The sequence below is a fragment of the Flavobacterium agrisoli genome, from assembly GCF_016522065.1.
Taxonomy (GTDB): Bacteria; Bacteroidota; Bacteroidia; order Flavobacteriales; family Flavobacteriaceae; genus Flavobacterium; species Flavobacterium agrisoli.
On the sequence record NZ_JAEHFV010000001.1, the window covers coordinates 1 to 20,283 of the forward strand.

Annotated in this window: 18 protein-coding genes; 14 read left to right on the forward strand and 4 right to left on the reverse strand. The window is 32.7% G+C overall.

The features are described from left to right. Positions 1-177: 177 nt before the first annotated feature. A complete protein-coding gene (locus tag I5M07_RS00005) occupies positions 178-1,368 on the forward strand; it encodes a tetratricopeptide repeat protein (protein WP_200104111.1) in 1,191 nt (396 codons plus the stop codon). Positions 1,369-1,377: 9 nt separating this feature from the next. Beyond that, the gene (locus I5M07_RS00010) at positions 1,378-2,436 is read left to right on the forward strand and encodes an o-succinylbenzoate synthase (RefSeq protein WP_200104112.1); all 1,059 of its coding nucleotides are present in this window, start codon (positions 1,378-1,380) and stop codon (positions 2,434-2,436) included. Positions 2,437-2,458: 22 nt separating this feature from the next. Here the strand turns inward: I5M07_RS00010 and I5M07_RS00015 are convergent, their stop codons facing one another. Together I5M07_RS00015 and I5M07_RS00020 are read right to left on the reverse strand one after the other, a co-directional pair. Beyond that, the gene (locus tag I5M07_RS00015; protein WP_200104113.1) at positions 2,459-2,950 is read right to left on the reverse strand and encodes a GNAT family N-acetyltransferase; all 492 of its coding nucleotides are present in this window, start codon (positions 2,948-2,950) and stop codon (positions 2,459-2,461) included. Between the two features lie 11 nt (positions 2,951-2,961). Further along, positions 2,962-4,137 carry a thioredoxin family protein gene (locus I5M07_RS00020; RefSeq protein ID WP_200104114.1) on the reverse strand — a complete coding sequence of 392 codons (1,176 nt, stop codon included), beginning with the start codon at positions 4,135-4,137 and terminating at the stop codon, positions 2,962-2,964. 109 nt (positions 4,138-4,246) lie between these two features. Between I5M07_RS00020 and menD the strand changes: the two genes are divergently transcribed. From menD to I5M07_RS00065, 9 genes are all read left to right on the forward strand, one after another. Then, entirely contained in the window at positions 4,247-5,908 is a 1,662-nt protein-coding gene (gene menD, locus I5M07_RS00025; protein WP_200104115.1) for a 2-succinyl-5-enolpyruvyl-6-hydroxy-3-cyclohexene-1-carboxylic-acid synthase, read from the forward strand. A gap of 164 nt (positions 5,909-6,072) precedes the next feature. Next, positions 6,073-8,448: a hypothetical protein gene (locus I5M07_RS00030; protein WP_200104116.1), complete on the forward strand. Its 2,376-nt coding sequence runs from the start codon at positions 6,073-6,075 to the stop codon at positions 8,446-8,448. 133 nt (positions 8,449-8,581) lie between these two features. Then, complete coding sequence (locus I5M07_RS00035) at positions 8,582-8,923, forward strand: DUF2853 family protein (RefSeq protein WP_200104118.1); 342 nt, start codon at positions 8,582-8,584, stop codon at positions 8,921-8,923. 99 nt (positions 8,924-9,022) lie between these two features. Continuing rightward, entirely contained in the window at positions 9,023-10,657 is a 1,635-nt protein-coding gene (locus I5M07_RS00040; RefSeq protein ID WP_317191298.1) for a family 43 glycosylhydrolase, read from the forward strand. Positions 10,658-10,761: 104 nt separating this feature from the next. Further along, entirely contained in the window at positions 10,762-11,619 is an 858-nt protein-coding gene (locus I5M07_RS00045) for a CvfB family protein (RefSeq protein ID WP_200104119.1), read from the forward strand. 730 nt (positions 11,620-12,349) lie between these two features. Next, positions 12,350-13,180 carry a 1,4-dihydroxy-2-naphthoyl-CoA synthase gene (locus I5M07_RS00050; RefSeq protein WP_200104121.1) on the forward strand — a complete coding sequence of 277 codons (831 nt, stop codon included), beginning with the start codon at positions 12,350-12,352 and terminating at the stop codon, positions 13,178-13,180. 71 nt (positions 13,181-13,251) lie between these two features. Beyond that, positions 13,252-14,214: a 1,4-dihydroxy-2-naphthoate octaprenyltransferase gene (gene menA, locus I5M07_RS00055; RefSeq protein WP_200104123.1), complete on the forward strand. Its 963-nt coding sequence runs from the start codon at positions 13,252-13,254 to the stop codon at positions 14,212-14,214. A 41-nt stretch (positions 14,215-14,255) separates the two neighbouring features. After that, the gene (locus I5M07_RS00060; RefSeq protein WP_200104125.1) at positions 14,256-14,933 is read left to right on the forward strand and encodes a metal-dependent hydrolase; all 678 of its coding nucleotides are present in this window, start codon (positions 14,256-14,258) and stop codon (positions 14,931-14,933) included. A 14-nt stretch (positions 14,934-14,947) separates the two neighbouring features. Then, a complete protein-coding gene (locus I5M07_RS00065; RefSeq protein ID WP_200104127.1) occupies positions 14,948-15,415 on the forward strand; it encodes a MepB family protein in 468 nt (155 codons plus the stop codon). Here I5M07_RS00065 and I5M07_RS00070 read toward each other — a convergent pair. After that, positions 15,412-17,622, reverse strand: coding sequence for an FUSC family protein (locus I5M07_RS00070; RefSeq protein WP_200104129.1), 2,211 nt, complete (start codon positions 17,620-17,622; stop codon positions 15,412-15,414). The two genes, I5M07_RS00065 and I5M07_RS00070, sit on opposite strands and share 4 nt — an antisense overlap. A gap of 196 nt (positions 17,623-17,818) precedes the next feature. Here I5M07_RS00070 and def point away from each other — a divergent pair, with 196 nt between their 5' ends. The 3 genes from def to mazG all read left to right on the forward strand — a co-directional run bounded on the left by def (position 17,819) and on the right by mazG (position 19,818). Further along, positions 17,819-18,406, forward strand: a complete 588-nt coding sequence (gene def, locus I5M07_RS00075; RefSeq protein ID WP_200104131.1) for a peptide deformylase — start codon at positions 17,819-17,821, stop codon at positions 18,404-18,406. A gap of 54 nt (positions 18,407-18,460) precedes the next feature. Beyond that, positions 18,461-18,952, forward strand: coding sequence for a DUF5606 family protein (locus tag I5M07_RS00080; RefSeq protein WP_200104133.1), 492 nt, complete (start codon positions 18,461-18,463; stop codon positions 18,950-18,952). Between the two features lie 92 nt (positions 18,953-19,044). Further along, positions 19,045-19,818: a nucleoside triphosphate pyrophosphohydrolase gene (gene mazG, locus I5M07_RS00085; protein WP_200104135.1), complete on the forward strand. Its 774-nt coding sequence runs from the start codon at positions 19,045-19,047 to the stop codon at positions 19,816-19,818. A 27-nt stretch (positions 19,819-19,845) separates the two neighbouring features. On the opposite strand, the gene I5M07_RS00090 is transcribed toward mazG, so the two are convergent. After that, positions 19,846-20,274 carry a protease complex subunit PrcB family protein gene (locus I5M07_RS00090; RefSeq protein WP_200104137.1) on the reverse strand — a complete coding sequence of 143 codons (429 nt, stop codon included), beginning with the start codon at positions 20,272-20,274 and terminating at the stop codon, positions 19,846-19,848. Positions 20,275-20,283 lie beyond the last annotated feature (9 nt).

Below are 20,283 nucleotides of genomic sequence, written 5' to 3' on the forward strand. Positions count from 1 at the left end.
TATGTCGTCGCCTTTCTTTAATCTGAAATCATTTCAGATTCTTCTAAAACCCTGTTTCGTATGAAACAGGGTTTTTTGTTTTACTTTAAAATGTATATTTTTCCGTATATAATTTATAGTTTGTTTATATAGATTTGTTAGCTAAAGCGTTACATTTGGTCTTTATTTTAGAAGGATATGAATTTTAACTCATTGTTGGTTGTTCTTTTTACTTTTGTGTTTTGGAATGGCACTTTTTCTCAAGGTTTTTGGGATAAAGAAAGGTCGACTTATCGCGAAATCACTATTTCTGCTTTTGAAAATTCAGTAATTGAAACAGAAGAACTTCCAATCGGTACAACCGAAATTGTTTTTAGAATTACGCTTTTGGATAAAAATCAAACATTAGCCAATAGTTTGGTTTCTGTTTTAAAAGCAGTTCCAGATCCTACAGGAATTAGCCAAGGTTCAGCAGGAGCTGTTTGGATTTTGTCTTCGATTTCGGGTGAAGATAAATGTAAATACAGCATTTTTTCTACCAAAGAGGATGCTGCTTCTTTTTTAAAAACAAAATCAAACGACCAAGCTTGTTTTATTCAAAATACGCCTGTTAGCAAAGATGCTAGAAGGTTAACAGTTGGTAACTCAGCTTGTTTGAATAACGATAAAAATCGATTATGGTTTGTTTTTGAAAATACCAATTGGATTATGAACCAAAAAATTATTTTGGAAGTAGTTCCTTGGGTTGATAAAAAAGTAAGTAGAGGTTGGAATACCGATGCCAAAAAAGTTATTCTTGCTAATTGTAAAACGTCTTTGCTTGCTCAAAAAATGACTAATTCCGACGATTTTTGTCTGTGTATTTTAGATAAAATAAGTGCTAAGTATCGATACGATGAATTTAATCATTTATTGCCAATCGAAAAAAATAAAAATTATAAGGATTTTGGTGCCGTTTGCTATGATAAAAAAAACATTAATGAGGCTAATAGAGAGCAAGCTTTGAGATATATGGAAAAGAATGATTTTGCTAAAGCCATTCCTCTTTTTAATGAAATAGTTGAATCAGGAAAGGGTAATGTTTTGGATTTTAATAAATTAGGGTATTCTTATTTGATAACCAAACAATACGATAAAGCACTTAAAACACTTTTAATTGTTGAAGAATTAGATGATTCGGAGTTATTAATAAAATTAAACCTAGCACATACCTATTTACTAAAAGGTGATTATTCACAAGCAAAAAAAATCTATAAAAAATATCAAAATCAAAATGTAGCAGTAAATGTAAGTTGGAGTGATAAAATAAAAATTGATTTTGAAACTTTTAGAAAATACAAATTGCCAACTGATGATTTTGATAAAGTTTTACATTTAATTGATAATTAGAAATTTATTTTGAAAGCAAGTTATTTTAAATATAATTTACAATTTAAAAAGCCATCAGGAACTTCTAGAGGCATTTTGACCGAAAAAGAGACCTGGTTTATCATTTTAGAAAATGAGAATAAAATAGGTATAGGTGAGTGCGGTATTTTACGTGGTCTAAGCGCAGATGATTGTGATGACTATGAAGAGAAGTTAAAGTGGGTATGTACTAATATAAATCAAGGAGAAGATAAATTATGGGAACTATTAATTGAATTTCCTTCAATTCAATTTGGTGTTGAAATGGCTTTCCGTTCGTTAGAAAGTAAAACAAATCCTTTCGAGTTATTTCCATCCGATTTTACTTTAGGAACAAATGCAATACCTATAAATGGCTTAATTTGGATGGGGAGTTTTGCTGATATGAAACAGCAAATAGAAGAAAAAATTCAGTTGGATTTTAAATGCATAAAATTGAAAATAGGGGCAATTGATTTTGAGGAAGAATTGCAATTATTTGCTTTTATTAGGTCGCATTTTGATTCAAAAACTATTGAAATAAGAGTTGATGCTAATGGTGCTTTTGATTCAAATGAAGCTTTAAATAAAATAAATCAATTGTCTGGTTTTGAATTACATAGTATTGAGCAGCCAATCAAAAAAGGGAATACTGACATTATGGCTGATTTATGTAAAAGTACCAATTTACCCATTGCTTTGGATGAGGAGTTAATAGGTGTATTTAACTATGAGGATAAAGACGCTTTATTGCAAAAAATAAAACCTCAGTACATCATCTTAAAACCGAGTTTTATAGGTGGTTTTAGAGGAACTCAAGAATGGATAAATTTAGCTAAAAAACACAATGTAGGTTGGTGGATTACATCGGCTTTAGAAAGTAATATTGGACTAAACGCAATTGCTCAATGGACTTATAATTTGCAAAATAAAATGCCACAAGGATTAGGAACGGGTTCTCTCTTTACCAATAATTTTGATTCGCCATTGGAAGTTAAAAAAGGTAAACTTTGGTACAATCCTGAATTGAATTGGGATTTGAGTTTATTAAAGAAACAGTTTTATTTTTAAAAAATTATTTTTTTCATCTTTTTTAATTTAAAATCAATTGCATAAAAACAGAATCGAGCCATCGGTTAAACTTATAGCCGGATTCTTTTATAACACCAACATTTTTAAATCCGAATTTTTCATGAAACGCAATACTGTTTTGGTTTTCAGAATCAATTACGCCAATCATCGTATGTAGGCCTTCTTTTTTCGCAATAGCGATTAGATTTTCTAAAAGTGAATGACCAATTCCTTTCCCCTGAATATTTTGATTTACATAAACCGAATGTTCTACGGTATATTTGTATGCTTCTCTGAAACGAAATTCGCTATACATACCAAAACCTACGACTTTACTATCGATTTCGGCTACAATGACTGGGAAATTTTTCGAAATTTTGTCGGCAATGATTTTTTCTTGCTCTTCCAAAGTTCGCTTTTTGTAATCGTAAATAGCGGTTGAATTTTCGATATTGTAATTTATAATGTCTAAAATTGCCTGTGTGTCTTGTGGCTTAAATTTTCGTATTTCCATAGCCGTTTCGTTTATTGGGTTTTGATTTTATTGATTAATAAGTTGATATCCTTAGTATTCCAACCCATTTCGGTAATAATATTTTTAGCATTTTCAGCATATTCCATTGCCAATTTTTTGTCTTTTGTTTTGAAATACAATTGGGCGAGAATGGTATTTGTTTCAGCTGAATTATTTAAGGCTAAGGCTCTTTTTTCCCAAACAATAGCCTGTTGTAAAGCATTAGTATCGCCGATTTCTTTATAAAAAACGGTAGTTATTTCATTAAGTTTGTTGTAATCATTGCTACTGTATTTGTCGGTATTTTCTAAAGCAACCGTTTTGTAAAATTTCCAGTTTTTACTTCGCTCTGCAAAAGTCAAATCATAGGTATAAATTAAGGAATCAATTTTGGGCAATTGTATGGATTTTGCGATTTTTCGTGATTTAAAATAATTTAAACTATCTAAACTACTTAAATACGGATCTAATAATTCGGTTACGATATTGTTGATTTTTTTATCAACTCGAGACTCGGAGGTTAGTTTTTCAAACTCTTTTTTATGATTTAAAACATATTGAAATTCGGTTGATTCTATATCGCTTACGCCGAATGAAATAATACGCCAATTAATTTCAGTCAGCAATTCGGTGTCTTTTTGGGTTTTCAAATAAAGATGAGCAGGTTCTGATAATGATTTTCGATCGTTACCTTTTAGTAATATTTGCAAATAAAGCAAGCATTTTTCAGGATTCGATTGGTCTTCTAAAAATTGGTTTTTCAAAAAAGGCAGTTGTAATTTCGGGTTTAGCGCATACGAAGTTTCGGTTATAAATTGTTTGGTATTCATTTCTCCTTTAACACTATATAATACATTTTGATTTGAATCGAGGTATAAAAAAATAGGTAAACCATTGGTTTGAAATTTTTCTTTCAACTTTTTACCTTCTTCACTTTCGATGTTTTTCCAAACACAAACAAATTTTTCGTTTAAATATTCCATAACCTTTGGGTCGCTGAAAGTATTTGATTTCATTGTGTTGCAATGCGGACACCAATCGGCATAAAGCATTAAAAAAATGGGCTTTTGATTGGTTTTCGATTGATTTAGCGCTTCTTCAAAAGTAATATTGTTGGGTTTCCAGTCGGTTTGTGACCACGAAAAATGGAAAATGAAAGTAAAAAGTAGAGATAAAAGCAGGCGCATTTTTTTGTTTTTTGAAAATTATTGAAGGGTTTCAAAAATAAGAAAACTAATTCGGATTAGTTATAAAACCTCGACAACTTTGTATCTTTACATTTTCAAATTCAGCTACATGATTTACCCCAAAATAGCGCTTGCGCAAAGTATAATCGAAATTTTTAAAGCAAAAGGATTAACCGAAATCATTATTTCGCCCGGTTCACGTAATGCACCTTTAACCATCGGATTTGCTAGTAATCCTAATTTTAATTGCTATAGTATTGCCGATGAGCGATGTGCCGCTTTTTTTGCTTTAGGAATGGCACAACAATTAAAAACACCGACAGTTTTGGTTTGTACCTCGGGTTCGGCATTACTGAATTATTATCCCGCTTTTGCCGAAGCCTTTTACAGTCAGATTCCACTAATTGTAATTTCAGCCGATAGACCTCAAAATAAAATTGATATTGGTGATGGACAAACGATTAGGCAAGAAAATGTTTATGCTAATCATTCACTTTTTAATGCGAATTTAGTCGAAGAGGCAAGTGAGGAAAATGATGTAAAAATCAATCAAGCCATTCATACTGCAATTTTGCAAAAAGGTCCCGTTCACATCAATGTTCCGTTTGAAGAGCCTTTGTACGAAACAGTTTCTGAAATTTCTGTTACTCCAAAAATTTTTCCTTTTGAATCGAATTTGGAATCAAATACAAAACTAGATTTTTCAGCATTAATCCAAAGTTGGAACACTTCCTCACGAAAAATGATTTTAGTTGGCGTTAACAATCCCGATGAAATATCTCAAAAAGTTATTGATTTTTGGGCAAAGGATCCATCAGTTTTAGTTTTAACGGAAGTGACGTCAAACTTACACCACGAGAAATTCATCAACCATATTGATGTTTTGATCAATCCTTTTGACGAGGAAGATTTTAAAGAGTTGCAGCCGGATATTTTAATCACTTTTGGCGGCATGATTGTTTCCAAACGCATTAAAGCTTTTCTCAGAAAATACAAACCCCAGCAACATTGGCATATTGATACCTTACGAGCGTACGATACTTTTGGTAGTTTATCGCACCCGATAAAAATGAATCCTAACGTATTTTTTGAATCGTTTTTATCGCAAACGCAAAATAAGGAAAGCGATTACTTTAATAAAATTTCCAACATTTTTGAAAGTCGAAAAGTAAATGCGCAAAAGTACCTTTCTAAAATTGCTTATTCTGATTTAAAAGTTTACGAAAAGGTTTTAAAAGCCTTGCCAGAGAATGCTCAATTACAAATTAGTAACAGCGCAGCCATTCGATATGCGCAATTGATTTCGTTTAATAATTCGATAACCGTTTTTTGCAATAGAGGCACTAGCGGAATCGATGGGAGTACCTCAACTGCAATTGGAGCAGCTACAACTAGTGATAACCCCACCATTTTACTCACCGGAGACATCAGTTTTTTATACGATAGTAATGCACTTTGGAATGCTTATATACCACAAAATTTTAAAATTATTTTGGTGAATAATAGTGGCGGAGGAATTTTCCGAATTTTGCCAGGGCATCAAGAAAATGCAGTTTTTAATACGTATTTTGAAACGTCACATCAGTTAACAGCAAAACATTTAGCCGAAATGTATCAAATGAAATATTGTTTGGTACAAAACGAATTTGAATTGGAGCAATCTTTAAATGATTTTTTTGAAGAAAATGATAAACCAAGTATTTTAGAAATTAGTACACCTACTTTAGAAAATGATTTGGTTTTGAAGCGGTTTTTTAAAGAATTGGCTTAAAATTTAGAGTACTGATAAAATATATCACAATTTTATTGGATAATATTCTTTTGATGGATTAATTATTTACATATCTTCATTTTGTAAAAAAAATAAGAAGAATTAATTGATCTATGGCAAAATTGTTCTGTTGCTTCAATAAAGGTTATTGGTGTTTTAGCTGGATGCTATTTTTTTCTTTAGGTTTTGTGAAGGCTCAAGAAGCTAAAATTACTGAAAACATCGAAAAAACCTACCTCCACACTGATCGATCTACCTATTTTCTAGGCGAAGATTTGTGGTACAAAGCCTATAATGTAAATGCTACTAATAATGTCCTGATTGACCAAAGTAAGATTTTATATGTCGAATTAATTTCTCCGGATGCTGAAATTATTTTTCGCAACAAAACCAAGCTAGAATTAGGTTTAGGAAACGGCGATTTTAATTTGCAGGATTCTTTGGGAGTAAAGCCTGGAACCTACCAACTTAGAGCCTACACCAATTGGAATCGGAATTTTGGGGATGATTTTGTATTCAAAAAGGAGATTGAAATCATCGATGTTTTTCAAGATAAAAACGATGTTTCGACTGTGAAAAATAATGCTGAAAAAGGTACAGCAAATTCAAAATTAGTTCCAAAACAAAATAATTTTAGCGTTAATTTTTTCCCGGAAGGTGGTTCACTTTTAGAAAGTGTTAGTAGTACCCTTGGTTTTAAAGCGGTTGATAGAAACGAAAATCCAGTAGAAATTAGTGGCGAAATTTACAATTCGGATAACGAATTGATTACGAACTTTCAAAGTGTTCACGATGGCATAGGAAAATTGCAACTGTTTCCCATTGAAGGGAAAACGTATTATGCCCAAATAAAAAGTGCTAGTGGCGACTTTCGCGTGGAGCTGCCAAAAGTTTTAAAAGAAGGGTATACTTTGAGTTACCGAACTTTTCGAGGAAAAAATATTCTCAGCATCAATACCAACGAAGCTACTTTAGCTCAAAACCCGAGCGCAAAACTAACGTTGAATTTTAAATCAAAAGGAGTTTCTGTTTTAGAGATTTCTCAGGTTCTCACCGAAACCAATTTTTCTTTTGAATTCCCAAAAGACAAACTCCCCGAAGGGATCATTCAAATCACTCTTTTGGACGAAAACAATAAGCCGCATTGTGAACGCTTGGTTTATATCGAAAAAGAAAATGATTTAGAAGTTGAAGTTTTTGCAGATAAAACCATTTACCAACCCAACGAAAAAGCCACAATTACCGTTCGTTCCCAATCAAAATCGGGTGAAGGAAAATCAGCGAGTTTTTCATTGAGTGTTACCGATACGAATGGCGTTGAAGATGAAAATTACGAATCGAATATTAGTTCTTATTTTTTGATGGAATCTGATATTCGAGGTAAAGTTTTTCATCCGAGTTATTATTTTGATGAAACAAATTCCAAGCGATTGGAACATTTGGATAATTTATTATTGACTCAAGGTTGGCGTGATTTTGTTTGGAAAACGATGCCAAAATTAGATGAAAACAAAAAATATTCCATTGAAAGAGGGCTAACCGTTTCCGGCAGAGTAAAACAAGTTTTTGCAGATAAACCATTAGTCAATAATAATTTGACATTGGGGTTGATGGGAGGGAAGAACAATGGAGTTTTTAATACTACTACAGATGCCAATGGTCGATTTAAGTTTGAAAATTTGATGATTTCAGGCAAAACCAATATGTATTTAAATAGTACCAACGAAAAAGGAAAATTCAGTGGACAAATAGTTTTGGATTCTATTGAATCTTATCCAATGACGGTTCGATTAAATAAAACAACTATACTTTTAGAGGGAAATTCTAATGTATTAGTTGAAAATGTATCTCAGAAATATATTGCTTTTGGAGTTAAACCAGAAAATATGCTAAAAGAAGTTAAGGTAAAAGCAAAGAAAAATAATGTCAATTCATGGTATGGAGTACCTGATTATACGTATAAGGTTAATAAAATAGAAGCGAATAAGTATAATAATTTTGTAGATTATCTTGAGCAAGAATTAAGAGGTATTGTTAATGTAACTTACTGGGATATTGTAGGAAAAGATTTGTCGGATTCATCATTTGCAGTGTTAATTGATGGTTTTGAAGCGGTAAGTGGAGATCAGTTAGCATGGGTTTCACCGGATGAAGCTCTTCAAATAGATGTTGTTAGTGGACCACGTATATTAGCGTTATACGGAAAGGGAACTGTTGTTTCAATTTTTACTAGTGCCAAAAATGGGCAAAAGAAAAAACTGGTCCCTGTTTATGCTGTTAAACAAGAAATCGAAGGATTTTATGCCGCTCGTACTTATTACACTCCCAATCCAGAAAAACCAAATCCTGAGTTAGATAAAAATGCTGCATTTAGAAACACCATTTACTGGAATCCTTACGTGCATCCTGATAAAATAGGAAATACAATTGTAAATTATTTCAATAGTGGAGTTGAAACCAAAGTTAAAATTGCTTTGGAGGGTATTACCGGCAGTGGGATTCCGGTGGTTAAAACATGCTTTTATACTGTAAAAAAATAAATATTATCAAATTGTCTTTTTTAAAAAGTCATTTAGTATCCTGATAATTAGCATTTAGGTAACCTTCAAAATGTAAATATTTTTTTATATTTGAGATTACCAATAAGTATTTATCAACTAAAAAACATAATTTATGAGTACTAGAGAAGAATTAATTGAAAAGTACGCAACAGATTTAAAAGAAAAATGTGGAGTTACTCCTAACATGGATTTGTTGACCAAAGTAACCATTGGTTGTGGTCCTTCTATTTACAACGCCGATTCGGCTACGGTGGCCGGAAGTGATCAATCTGAATTGGATACCGTTAAAAATAACTTTTTAATTAAAAAATTAGGCTTGCCTGATTCGGCCGATTTAGATGCCGGAATTGATGCCGTTTTAGAGAAATACGGAAAATCGAACAAAAATAAGCACCGTGCTGTAGTGTATTATTTATTAACCGTTCATTTTAAAAAAGAAAGCGTTTACAATTAAACTCTTTTAACTTAATATATGAAAAGCGCCTTTTGGTGCTTTTTTTTATACTATTGGGGAAAATAATACGCAGGATAGTACAGGATAAAATTAAGATTAGTGTTGTCTATTTTAGCCAACAATACTAACCTAACCACCATGTTTGAAATTGCTGTTTACAGATTTAAGTTATTGATTATTTGTGTTTTATTGTTTCCGGTTTTTATATTTGGACAATTTAAAAACATACAAAATGATGTTTTTTGGAATACAAAAGACGGTCAACCCATTTATAGTCAAGGGGGAGGAATTTTTAAATTTACCAGTCCTACAACCCATAAAGACACTTATTATTGGTATGGAGCCGAATATGAAGAAGCTTCTGTTTATCGTCAAAATCCGGCCGTAACTTTAAAAACATGCACATTTAAAGCTATAAACTGTTACAGTTCGACCGATTTGGTGAATTGGACTTTTGAAAATACTGTTTTTACTACCCAAAATGCATTTCCGGATGGAAAAAAAACGTGGGTAGGTCGGATGGGCGTTGCTTTTGTTAAAGAAATAAATAAGTATGCTTTGTTTGTTCAACACGGTTCAGAAGTTTTAATTGCCTTAGCTAACTCGCCCACAAGCGAATTTACTTGGCATCAAAAAATCAATATGGAACCTTTGATAGGAACTACAAATACGGGAGATCAAACCGTTTTTACCGATGATGACGGAAAATCCTATCTCATTTATTCTTACGGAAAAGGAAGAAATAAAATTTACGTTTCGGAAATAGGCATCAAAGATGGAAAAGTGAATTTGTTAGATTGTACAAAAGTATTTCAAGGCGAAAGTCGTGAAGGAAATTGTATGTTTAAATACCAAAACAAGTATTACATGGCCGCTTCGAATATCTACGGTTGGGATTCTTCTTTTGCTTATTATTTGGTTGCTGATGCTATTCGAGGTCCTTATTTGCCTGCTAATGATATGCAAATTATGAAAGGTTCGGAAGAGGATTATGCGCACATCACACAAACTGGGTTTTTTTATACGATTAAAGGAACTAAAAAAGAAACAGTACTGTATTGTGGCGATCGTTGGGCTGATTTTGCAGGAAATGGATTGGGTTACAACCAATGGTTTCCGTTATCGTTTAAAGAAAATGAGGCGTATTTTAATTCGCTAAGTTCTTGGAATTTGAATGAGAAAACGGGTGAGTGGCAAGTAGAAAAAGACAATAACTACATTAAAAACGGAAGTTTTGAAGCCGATCGGAATAAAATACCAAGTAATTTTAAACCCATTCAAGCACAACTTTTAGGTTGGAAAACAGAAGTTTTACAAGGAAATAAAATTAGTACCAGCGATGAAAATTCGCCAGTCCTAAATTATTTTAATTCTGAAGAAGATAGAAAAAAAGTAATTGGAGAAAAAAGTTTACAAATTAGCGACAAAGTAGATTTTGCTCGTAAAATTTCGCAAAAAATAGTTGATTCGCCTTTTGTAAAATTAGAAGATAGTCGCTATACTTTAACTGCAAAAATTAAAAACACTAATGGATTTTCGGAACTTAAATTATTTGCTGAAAGTGGCAGTGAAACTTTTTCTATCGCTATAAAAGATTCGAATGTAGATTGGAGAATCGTTACAATTCCGAATATCAAAATCAAAAAAGGAGAGGTCCAAATCGGAATTTTAGCAGCCGCCAAAGCAAATTCAGTTTGTTTAATTGATGATATTTCATTGGTTAAAAATAGATAAAACATGTTTTTTTTAGAGGGAAATCTCCTCATCATTCTTCGTTTAAACTTCGTACCTTTGGCTTTTTAAAATAAGTCGGTTTTCGATTTTAGAATAATAAGAAAATGATAGCAATAGGAAAATACAATACACTAACCATTTTACGCGACACCAAAGTGGGTCTTTTTTTAGGAAATCCAGAAGAGGATCCAGAAGGGAAACACGATATACTTTTACCAAACAAATACGTACCAAATATATTTGAAATTGGCGAAGAAATTACCGTTTTTGCCTATTTAGATCACGAACAGCGTCCGGTTGCTACTACTTTAGAACCTTATATTTTATTGAATGAATTTGCTCTTTTGCGAGTAAATTACATTAACCAAGTGGGTGCTTTTATGGATTGGGGAATGGAAAAAGATATTTTGGTCCCTTTTAAAGAGCAAGCCCGACCGATGGAAAAAGGCAAGCGCTATTTGGTGTATTTGTACCTTGACGAAAAAACGGAACGTTTGGTAGCATCTAGCAAACTAAATCAGTTTTTAAATAACGATACCATTACCGTTGAAAAAGGAGAAGAAGTAGATTTAATTGTTTCGCATATTACCGATTTAGGAATTAATGTAATTATAAACGAGCAACACAAAGGCCTTTTGTATAAAGACGAAGTTTATGATGATGCTATACGTACCGGAGATAGAATGCGGGGTTTTATTAAAAACATTCGTCCTGATAATAAAATTGACGTGAGTTTACAAATGCAAGGCTACCAAAATGTAGAACCGAATGCGCAAAAAATTGTAGACGAACTCAGAGCCAATCGCGGTTACTTACGATTAAACGATAATTCGCATCCCGAAGACATCAAAACGGTTTTAAAAATGAGTAAAAAAACATTTAAAAAAGCTATTGGCGCACTGTATAAAGACCATATAATCGAAATAAAGGAAGACGGTATTTACTTGATTCAAAAGGACTAAAAGAAAAAAGACCAATCTATTGCAGATTGGTCTTTCTCTTTTATTTCAGTTTTAAAAAAAATTGTAATTAAAAAAAAACAAAAATAAAATTAATGCATGTCCATCATAAAAATTGTTTGTAAACGTTACGCTCTATTCATTTTTCTAGTGTATACGTTATCATTTGATGAAAAGAGCCTTAATTTTTGCGATGGTTTGTCTTTTAAATGTGGAATTAAGTTTTCGTAAAGGCCTAATAAATTTCACAGTTAAACCCTTTGGTTTTTTAATTTCATCTCAAAATTATTTATTAATCTTCTATTCGAGAAATTCAAATACAAAAAGAATAAATTAATCTTGCTGTCAACCTTTGGTGTTACTTTTTATTATCAGCAATTAGGTAAACAAAACGTAACATTTGCTCATTGCTCGTCATTTTGGTATTTAAAAACTCAGAAAAATGAGCGACAAATTGTTTGAATTGTCTCAAAAAAATCATTTTTTAGGTTAATAAATCAGTGAAAGAAAATCAATCTAATAAATCAGTTAAAATGTATTTAATTGATTATTAGATAGTAAAGTTACGTATTAAATTTTAGTCTCAATTCAATACGACTTGTTTTTTTTGTAATTCAAGTAAAATTTAACGTTTTTGGGAGCGTTTGGCAGCATCTTACTTTGGTTTAGGTATTCGTTTCTCTAAAAAATGCCTTATTTTTACACTATCATTATTTAAAAAATTATAGTAAAAATGGATTGGATTACTGTCAAAGAATTTGAAGATATTACCTATAAAAAGTGCAATGGAGTTGCCCGAATAGCATTTAATAGACCCAACGTTCGCAACGCATTTCGCCCTAAAACAACATCCGAATTATACCAAGCCTTTTATGATGCACAAGAAGACACTTCTATAGGAGTAGTGTTGTTGTCTGCCGAAGGACCTTCTACCAAAGATGGCGTCTATTCTTTTTGTAGCGGAGGCGATCAAAATGCCCGTGGTCACCAAGGTTATGTGGGTGATGATGGCCAACATCGATTAAATATTCTCGAAGTACAACGTTTAATTCGATTTATGCCCAAAGTTGTAATTGCAGTGGTACCAGGTTGGGCAGTTGGAGGCGGACATAGTTTGCATGTAGTTTGCGATATGACTTTGGCAAGTAAAGAACATTCAATTTTTAAACAAACCGATGCTGATGTAACCAGCTTTGACGGAGGTTATGGTTCGGCTTATTTGGCTAAAATGGTTGGGCAGAAAAAAGCTAGAGAAATTTTCTTCTTAGGCAGAAATTATTCGGCTCAAGAAGCTTTTGAAATGGGAATGGTAAATGCCGTTATTCCGCACGATGAATTAGAAGCAACTGCGTACGAGTGGGCGCAAGAAATTTTACAAAAATCGCCGACCTCTATAAAAATGTTAAAATTTGCTATGAATTTGACCGATGATGGTATGGTGGGACAACAAGTATTTGCTGGTGAAGCTACCCGATTGGCCTATATGACCGAAGAGGCCAAAGAAGGAAGAAATGCTTTTTTAGAGAAAAGAAAACCCAATTTTGATAAAAAATGGTTGCCATAAAAGTATTCCGTATTAAATAAAAATCGAGTAAATTAATAAAACGATTTAAGAATTAAAAGATAATATTATTTATGAAACATTGGATTGAAGCTGCTAGATTGCGTACACTGCCTTTATCGGTATCCGGAATTATTGTTGGAAGTATGTATGCGTTAGCAAATCCGCCCGAAGATATTTACACGCCTACGGATGTATTCAACTGGCAAATTTTAGGTTTTGCCTTATTGACCACATTGGGTTTACAAGTACTTTCAAATTTTGCCAACGATTATGGTGATGGAGTTAAAGGAACCGATAACGAAGATCGAATTGGCCCAAAAAGAACCATTCAAAGTGGGAAAATTACACCTCAAGCAATGAAAAAAGCTTTGGTTATTACGGCTGTTTTAACTCTTTTTTCGGCTATGGCATTGATTTATGTAGCTTTTGGAAATTCTAATTTTGTGTATTCTGTGTTGTATTTGCTTTTAGGAATTGCAGCTATAATTTCGGCTATTCGCTATACTGTTGGGCGTTCGGCTTATGGTTATAAAGGATTAGGCGATGTATTTGTTTTCATTTTTTTTGGTTTAGTGAGTACTTTGGGTGTACATTTTTTGTATGCTAAACAATTGGATGCCTTGCTTTTTTTGCCTGCTGTTAGCATTGGTTTGTTAAGTGTTGGCGTACTCAATTTGAATAATATGCGAGATGAAGTTTCTGATAAAAAATCAGGAAAAAATACGCTAGTTGTGCAAATGGGAGGTGAAAAAGCCAAAAAATACCATTATTTTTTAATTATAACGGCCATGATTTGCGTATTGGTTTTTGCGTTTTTAAGTGAATTTAGATTGGATCAGTATTTATTTGTACTGGCTTTTATTCCGATGGTGTTGCATTTAAAAACCGTTTCTCAAAATAAAGAACCTCGATTATTAGATCCGGAATTAAAGAAACTGGCATTGAGTACTTTTTTGTTGGCAGTCTTATTATCTGTGGCAATGATTTCGCTTTTGTCAGATATTTTTGTAAATTTATTTTTGGGAGGTCGATAAATCCAAACCAATTTTTATAAACTATTTTGAATTAAAAAAATATGAAAATAACATTTTACGGTCATGCTTCTTTAGGAATAGAAGTGGGAGGAAAACAACTTTTAGTGGATCCGTTTATTTCGGGAAATCCAGCCGCTTCAAAAATTGATATTGCAACACTGCAAGCAGATTATATTTTGCTGACTCATGCGCATGGTGATCATATTTTAGATGTTGAAGCTATTGCGAAACGAACCAACGCTATCATTATTTCGAACGCCGAGATTTCGGGTTATTACGCGAATAAAAATTTAAAAACACATCCTATGAATCATGGGGGGAGTTGGCAATTTGATTTCGGAAAAGTGAAATATGTAAATGCAATTCATTCGAGTTCATTTCCCGATGGGAGTTATGGCGGAAATCCAGGCGGATTTGTAATTGAAGGTGAACATAAAAACATTTACATTGCGGGAGACACAGCGTTGACAATGGATATGAAATTGATTCCGATGCGAACGAAACTCGATTTAGCTATTTTGCCTATTGGAAACAATTTTACAATGGATGTTGAAGATGCTATCATTGCTTCGGATTTTGTGGAATGTGACAAAGTGCTTGGGTATCATTATGATACGTTTGGTTATATTGAAATTAACCATGAAGCGGCCATTAAAAAGTTTTTCGATAAAGGAAAAGATTTGATGTTATTGGAAATTGGTGCTTCTATTGAATTGTAAATTTTTATTTTTTTTTGAATTTACAAGAATATATACCTCATGAAATAATACTTGCTTTGCAAAAACAATTTGCTTGTTCGGATAGTTTCGATTACCAACAATTGGTAATCGAAACCGAAAGCAAGGAGTACCATGCTTGTCGATTTTATTTAAAAAAACATCTAATTGTTTTTCGAAAAGCCAAAATTACTCCAACCAAAATCGGACAGTTTGTAACCTTATACAAACGAAATTCGGATAAAAAAATAGCTCCTTTTACTATTTCTGATGCAATTGATTACGTAGTGATTTGGGTTAGTAACGAATTTCAAGAAGGCTATTTTAAATTTTCGAAAAGTATTTTAGTTGAAAAAGGTATTTTTTCAACTGCAAACCGAGAAGGGAAAAGAGCTTTTCGGATTTATCCACCATGGGATATTGCAAAAAACAAACAAGCCGTTTCATCTCAAAAATGGCAACTAAATTATTTTTTTGAAATCTAATTAGTATTAGCTGCAACAAATTCTTGACTAACTCTTAAAATGTTGTTGGCGATATTGTTCATCCAAGTTAATTGTTCAATTACCAATTGTACTTCCTGCATTTGATCGTGTGATTTTTCATCGTTAAGCGCATAAATTTTTTCACGCACTTTTTTTAATTCATCAAAACGCATATTTAAGGCTTGTTGGTCTTTTTCGGGGTTAAAATCGTAGGGTTCTTTATTAAGGATAGAAACCGAAATACTTAATTTTTTACTGACTGTTTCTACAATAAAATTGAAACTCTCCGAAGCCGAAGTAGTTTTATGCGACTGAATATAAGTTCCTAAAGACGCTGTAGCCGATAATAAAGAATGATTCAAAACGGCTAATTTATTGATTTGCGGTAACAATTTTTGCTTCGATTTGGGTTCTTGCAACATCCGTTGAAAGGAAGCGGTTAAATTTCCAATTTCGATAAAAGCATGTTTTCGGGCCAATCGATATTCAATAGGAATGATGCCTTTATTGTTGTAGTAAATGGCTGTTTCTTTCAAATAAAGTCGGTTAGCATCTACCGAATGCGTAATAAAGTTTTTGGTATTCAAAAATTCCCAAGAAGGCCATAAAAAATGATTGGCTAAAAAAGCTAAGGTTGCACCTACCAGTGTATCCGCAATTCTGAACTGAATAACTTCGTGAATATTGGGTGTCATAATGCCGTAAACAAACACCACATACATGGTAATAAAAGTAGCTCCAATTTTGTAATTACTCTGATTGAAATAAATTCCGATAAGCATGCATACAATGGCTAAAGTGCTTAAAAAAAGATGGCTGGTGGTTATGGAAACAATTCCAAAAGCCAAAACAGCACCCACCAATGTACCAATGGTACGGTTATAGGAGCGTTCTTTGGTTAAGCCATAACCCGGCCGCATGATTACCACTATAGTTAGTAAAATCCAATATACATTTTGAAAAGGCAATACTTTTCCAATTAAAAATCCCACCATTATAGTACATGTCAAACGCAACGAATGGCGAAAGAAAGAAGACGAAAAGCTTAAATTATCGAAAAAAGTACTTAGCGGATAATATTGTTGCGTCATGAATTGTTCTAACCCTTTGTTTCGTTCCTTAAAATCAAAAGATTTTATTGCCAATGCAAAAGCCCGATCAACCATTCTAATTTTTTCAACTTGGTTTTTGGCATATTTCGACATGTTGGCAAGCATCATCGCTACTTCGGTTCGATTGTCTATTTCGCGATCATTTTTGTAATTTTCTACGGCTTGTTCTAACTTTTTTAGAGCCTTGTTTATGTCTTGTTTTGAGCCGTATTTTATTGATTTGTGAACACTCGTAGATAGTTTTTTTAATTTACTGGCCAACTTGTAAGCCAAATCCTGATAGTCTTCTAAAACTTCCGGATGGTCTTTTAAATAATCAATTAATTTATCGTGATCGAAAGAAGTGGAAAGCGCCAATTCTTGAATTTCAACTAAAGTGATAAAAGCAATCAGTAATTTTTTACTTTGTCCTGATATTCCCGAATTGATTTTATTACTGAATAAAATCTGACGCAGATTTTCGTGAATTTCATTTATTTTAACCTGTAAATCGAGCTGTTTTTGAATGATTTTGGGTCTGTCGGCATTTACATTCCATAAATCTCCTCTTAATTTTAAGTATTTGGCCGTTAATCGTATAAGTTCGGCTAACTCAATTTCTACATATCGAAACGGTTGCACATAATGAAAAGCCAAGGAAACTAATAAGTAAAAAATTCCGCCCGAAAAAGTATAAAGTGCATACCATAAGGCTTCCCAACCTTCTCTAATATGTGCAAAAGAAAGCGAAATTGCCAATAATGCCGAAAAGGAAACTTGCGAGGCTCTTTGTCCATAAACTGTAAGCATCGAAGAAGCAAAAAGCAAAATGGCTAAAACCGGATAAAAAATTAGGTTATAATGATAAGTAAGATTTACAATTAATATCAATCCGGCAAATATAGCTGATGCTACAAGTAGTCCATTAACTTTATGCCGAATTGTACTAGGAATATCTGTCGGATGTGCATAAAATGCTCCTAGTGCACAGGCTACACCAATGTCAAATTGCCCCATCCAACTAAAAATAACGGCGGGCAGGGCGGCAGCAATGGTTACTTTTAAGGCGCTTGCAAAGGCAACACTTTGGGCATGTTTTATAATTTTTCGGAGCATAAACTAAGAGTTGCTAACAAACGATACATTCGGATTTTACGGGTTGTTCGTACCGACATTCTATTGGTTAAACTTACAAAAATTATGTTATATAATCCGGTATAATCAGCTAATCATTCGTATTTTTTACTACTTTTGCGAACCATGATCTAAGCATGTAAACGTAAATATCTTAGAACTAAAAAATTACAATAAAATGATTTTACCAATTATAGGATATGGTGATCCTGTTTTACGAAAAGTATGCGAGAATGTTGCTGAGGATTATCCTAATTTAAAAGAAACAATTGCCAACATGTATGAAACCATGTACAACGCTTATGGTGTAGGTTTAGCCGCTCCACAAGTGGGAATGGCTTTGCGTCTTTTTGTAATTGATACAACACCTTTTAGCGAAGACGAAGATTTACCTGAAAATGAACAAAAACAATTAAAAGGATTTAAAAAAACTTTTATTAATGCCAAAATTATAAAAGAAGAAGGCGAATTATGGGCCTTTAACGAAGGTTGTTTGAGTATTCCTGATGTGAGAGAAGATGTATACCGTCATGAAAAAATTACAATTGAATATTGCGAAGAAGATTTTGTAATGAAAACAGAAGTTTTTGACGGATTAGCAGCACGCGTTATTCAGCACGAATACGACCATATTGAAGGAGTGTTATTTACCGATAAAATATCTTCTTTGAAAAAAAGATTGATTCAGAAAAAATTAAAAAATATTTCCGAAGGTAAAACGTTTCAAGATTATCGCATGAAATTTTTTGGAAAAAAAGGGAGATAATCCTTCTTTAATTGGAATTGAAAAAACCGAATTCTTAATACAAATTATAATAAAATGAATTTAGAAAAAATATTAGCTATTTCTGGTAAACCGGGATTATATGCATTAAAAGTTCAAACTCGTACAGGTTTTGTTGCTGAGTCGTTAGTAGATGGAAAAAAAGTAACCGTTAGTCTTAAGAGTAATGTAAGTTTGTTATCTGAAATTTCTATTTATACTTATGATGGTGAAAAACCATTATCTGAAGTAATGAAATTAATAGCTGATAAAGAAAACAAGGGACAAGCTATTTCACATAAAGAAGACAATGCGACTTTATTAGCTTACTTTAAAGAAATTTTACCTAATTACGACGAAGATCGTGTGTACCCATCAGATGTTAAAAAGATTTTAAATTGGTACAACACGCTTCAGGCAAAAGGTCTTGTAACCGATTTGGCTCCCGCAGCTACTTCAACAGAAGAAACAACTGTTATGGAAGACGAAAAAAAAGCAACTGAAAAAAAGTCAGTCGCAAAAAAAACAACTAAAGTTAAAGAAGAGTAAAATCTTCCTGTAATTGATATTAAATCCTGTTAAGTAACTTAATTCTTAGCAGGATTTTTTATTTTTACTTACACCTCCTAAATACAATTAAGATGAGCAAAGAAAAAGAGTTGCAAGCTTTTGAAAGATTATTGAACATTATGGATGATTTACGAGAAAAATGTCCGTGGGACAAAAAGCAAACCATGCAGTCGTTGCGTCATCTTACTATTGAAGAAACGTACGAATTGGGCGATGCTATTCTGGATAACGATTTAAATGAAGTTAAAAAAGAATTGGGCGATGTATTGCTTCATATTGTTTTTTACGCCAAAATTGGCAGCGAAACCAATACTTTTGATATTGCCGATGTTTGCCATGAAATTTGTGAAAAATTAATATTCCGTCATCCGCATATTTATAGTGATACGGTTGTAGCGAATGAAGAAGAAGTGAAACAAAATTGGGAAAAATTAAAGTTAAAAGAAGGTAAAAAATCTGTTCTTGAAGGGGTTCCTAAAAGCTTGCCCGCGTTAGTAAAAGCCAGTCGAATTCAGGATAAAGTGAAAGCGGTTGGTTTTGATTGGGACGAGCCGCATCAGGTTTGGGATAAGGTACAAGAAGAATTGCAGGAACTTCAGGAAGAAGTTAATTCGCAAAATCAAGATAAAATAGAAGCAGAATTTGGCGACGTATTATTTTCTATGATTAATTATGCCCGATTTTTGAAAATTAATCCAGAAGATGCTTTGGAACGCACTAATAAAAAATTTATAAAACGTTTTCAATACCTAGAAGAAAAAGCGGCTTTAGGCGGTAAAGCGTTATCAGAAATGACGTTATCAGAAATGGATGTTTTTTGGAACGAAGCAAAAAAATTAGGGTAGGAGTTAGCTACCCTAGTTTTTTAAATTTTACAGAATTTTAATCGGTTTTTTAGAATTTATTTTTAAAACCGTGTATGGATATGAAACCACTTGCATAACCATACTGTCTGCGGAAGGTTTGTTTTCTTGAACTGTTACGATAATTTCCGTAGGAGTTTCTTCTACTTTCGAAACGCCAATTGAGTAACCGCTTGTGTTTTTTTCTCCCATATTCAAAATCACAAAATTAGCATTTTGAATATCGCTTTCTTTAATTTTGTTTTTCAGAAATTCATCGTTCAAGAGCATCTTAATTTCTTGTGGCTCTGTCAGAATTTCGTAAAACTGAATGTTTCCGCCACCGTTAGATTGTTCGGTTAAAACCTCGTATAAACTACCTTTTTTAGCTGTTGATTTTTGAGTAGTTTGACAAGAAAATAAGCTTAAAAAGGTAAAAAGGGCAATTATTTTTTTCATCTTATTTGG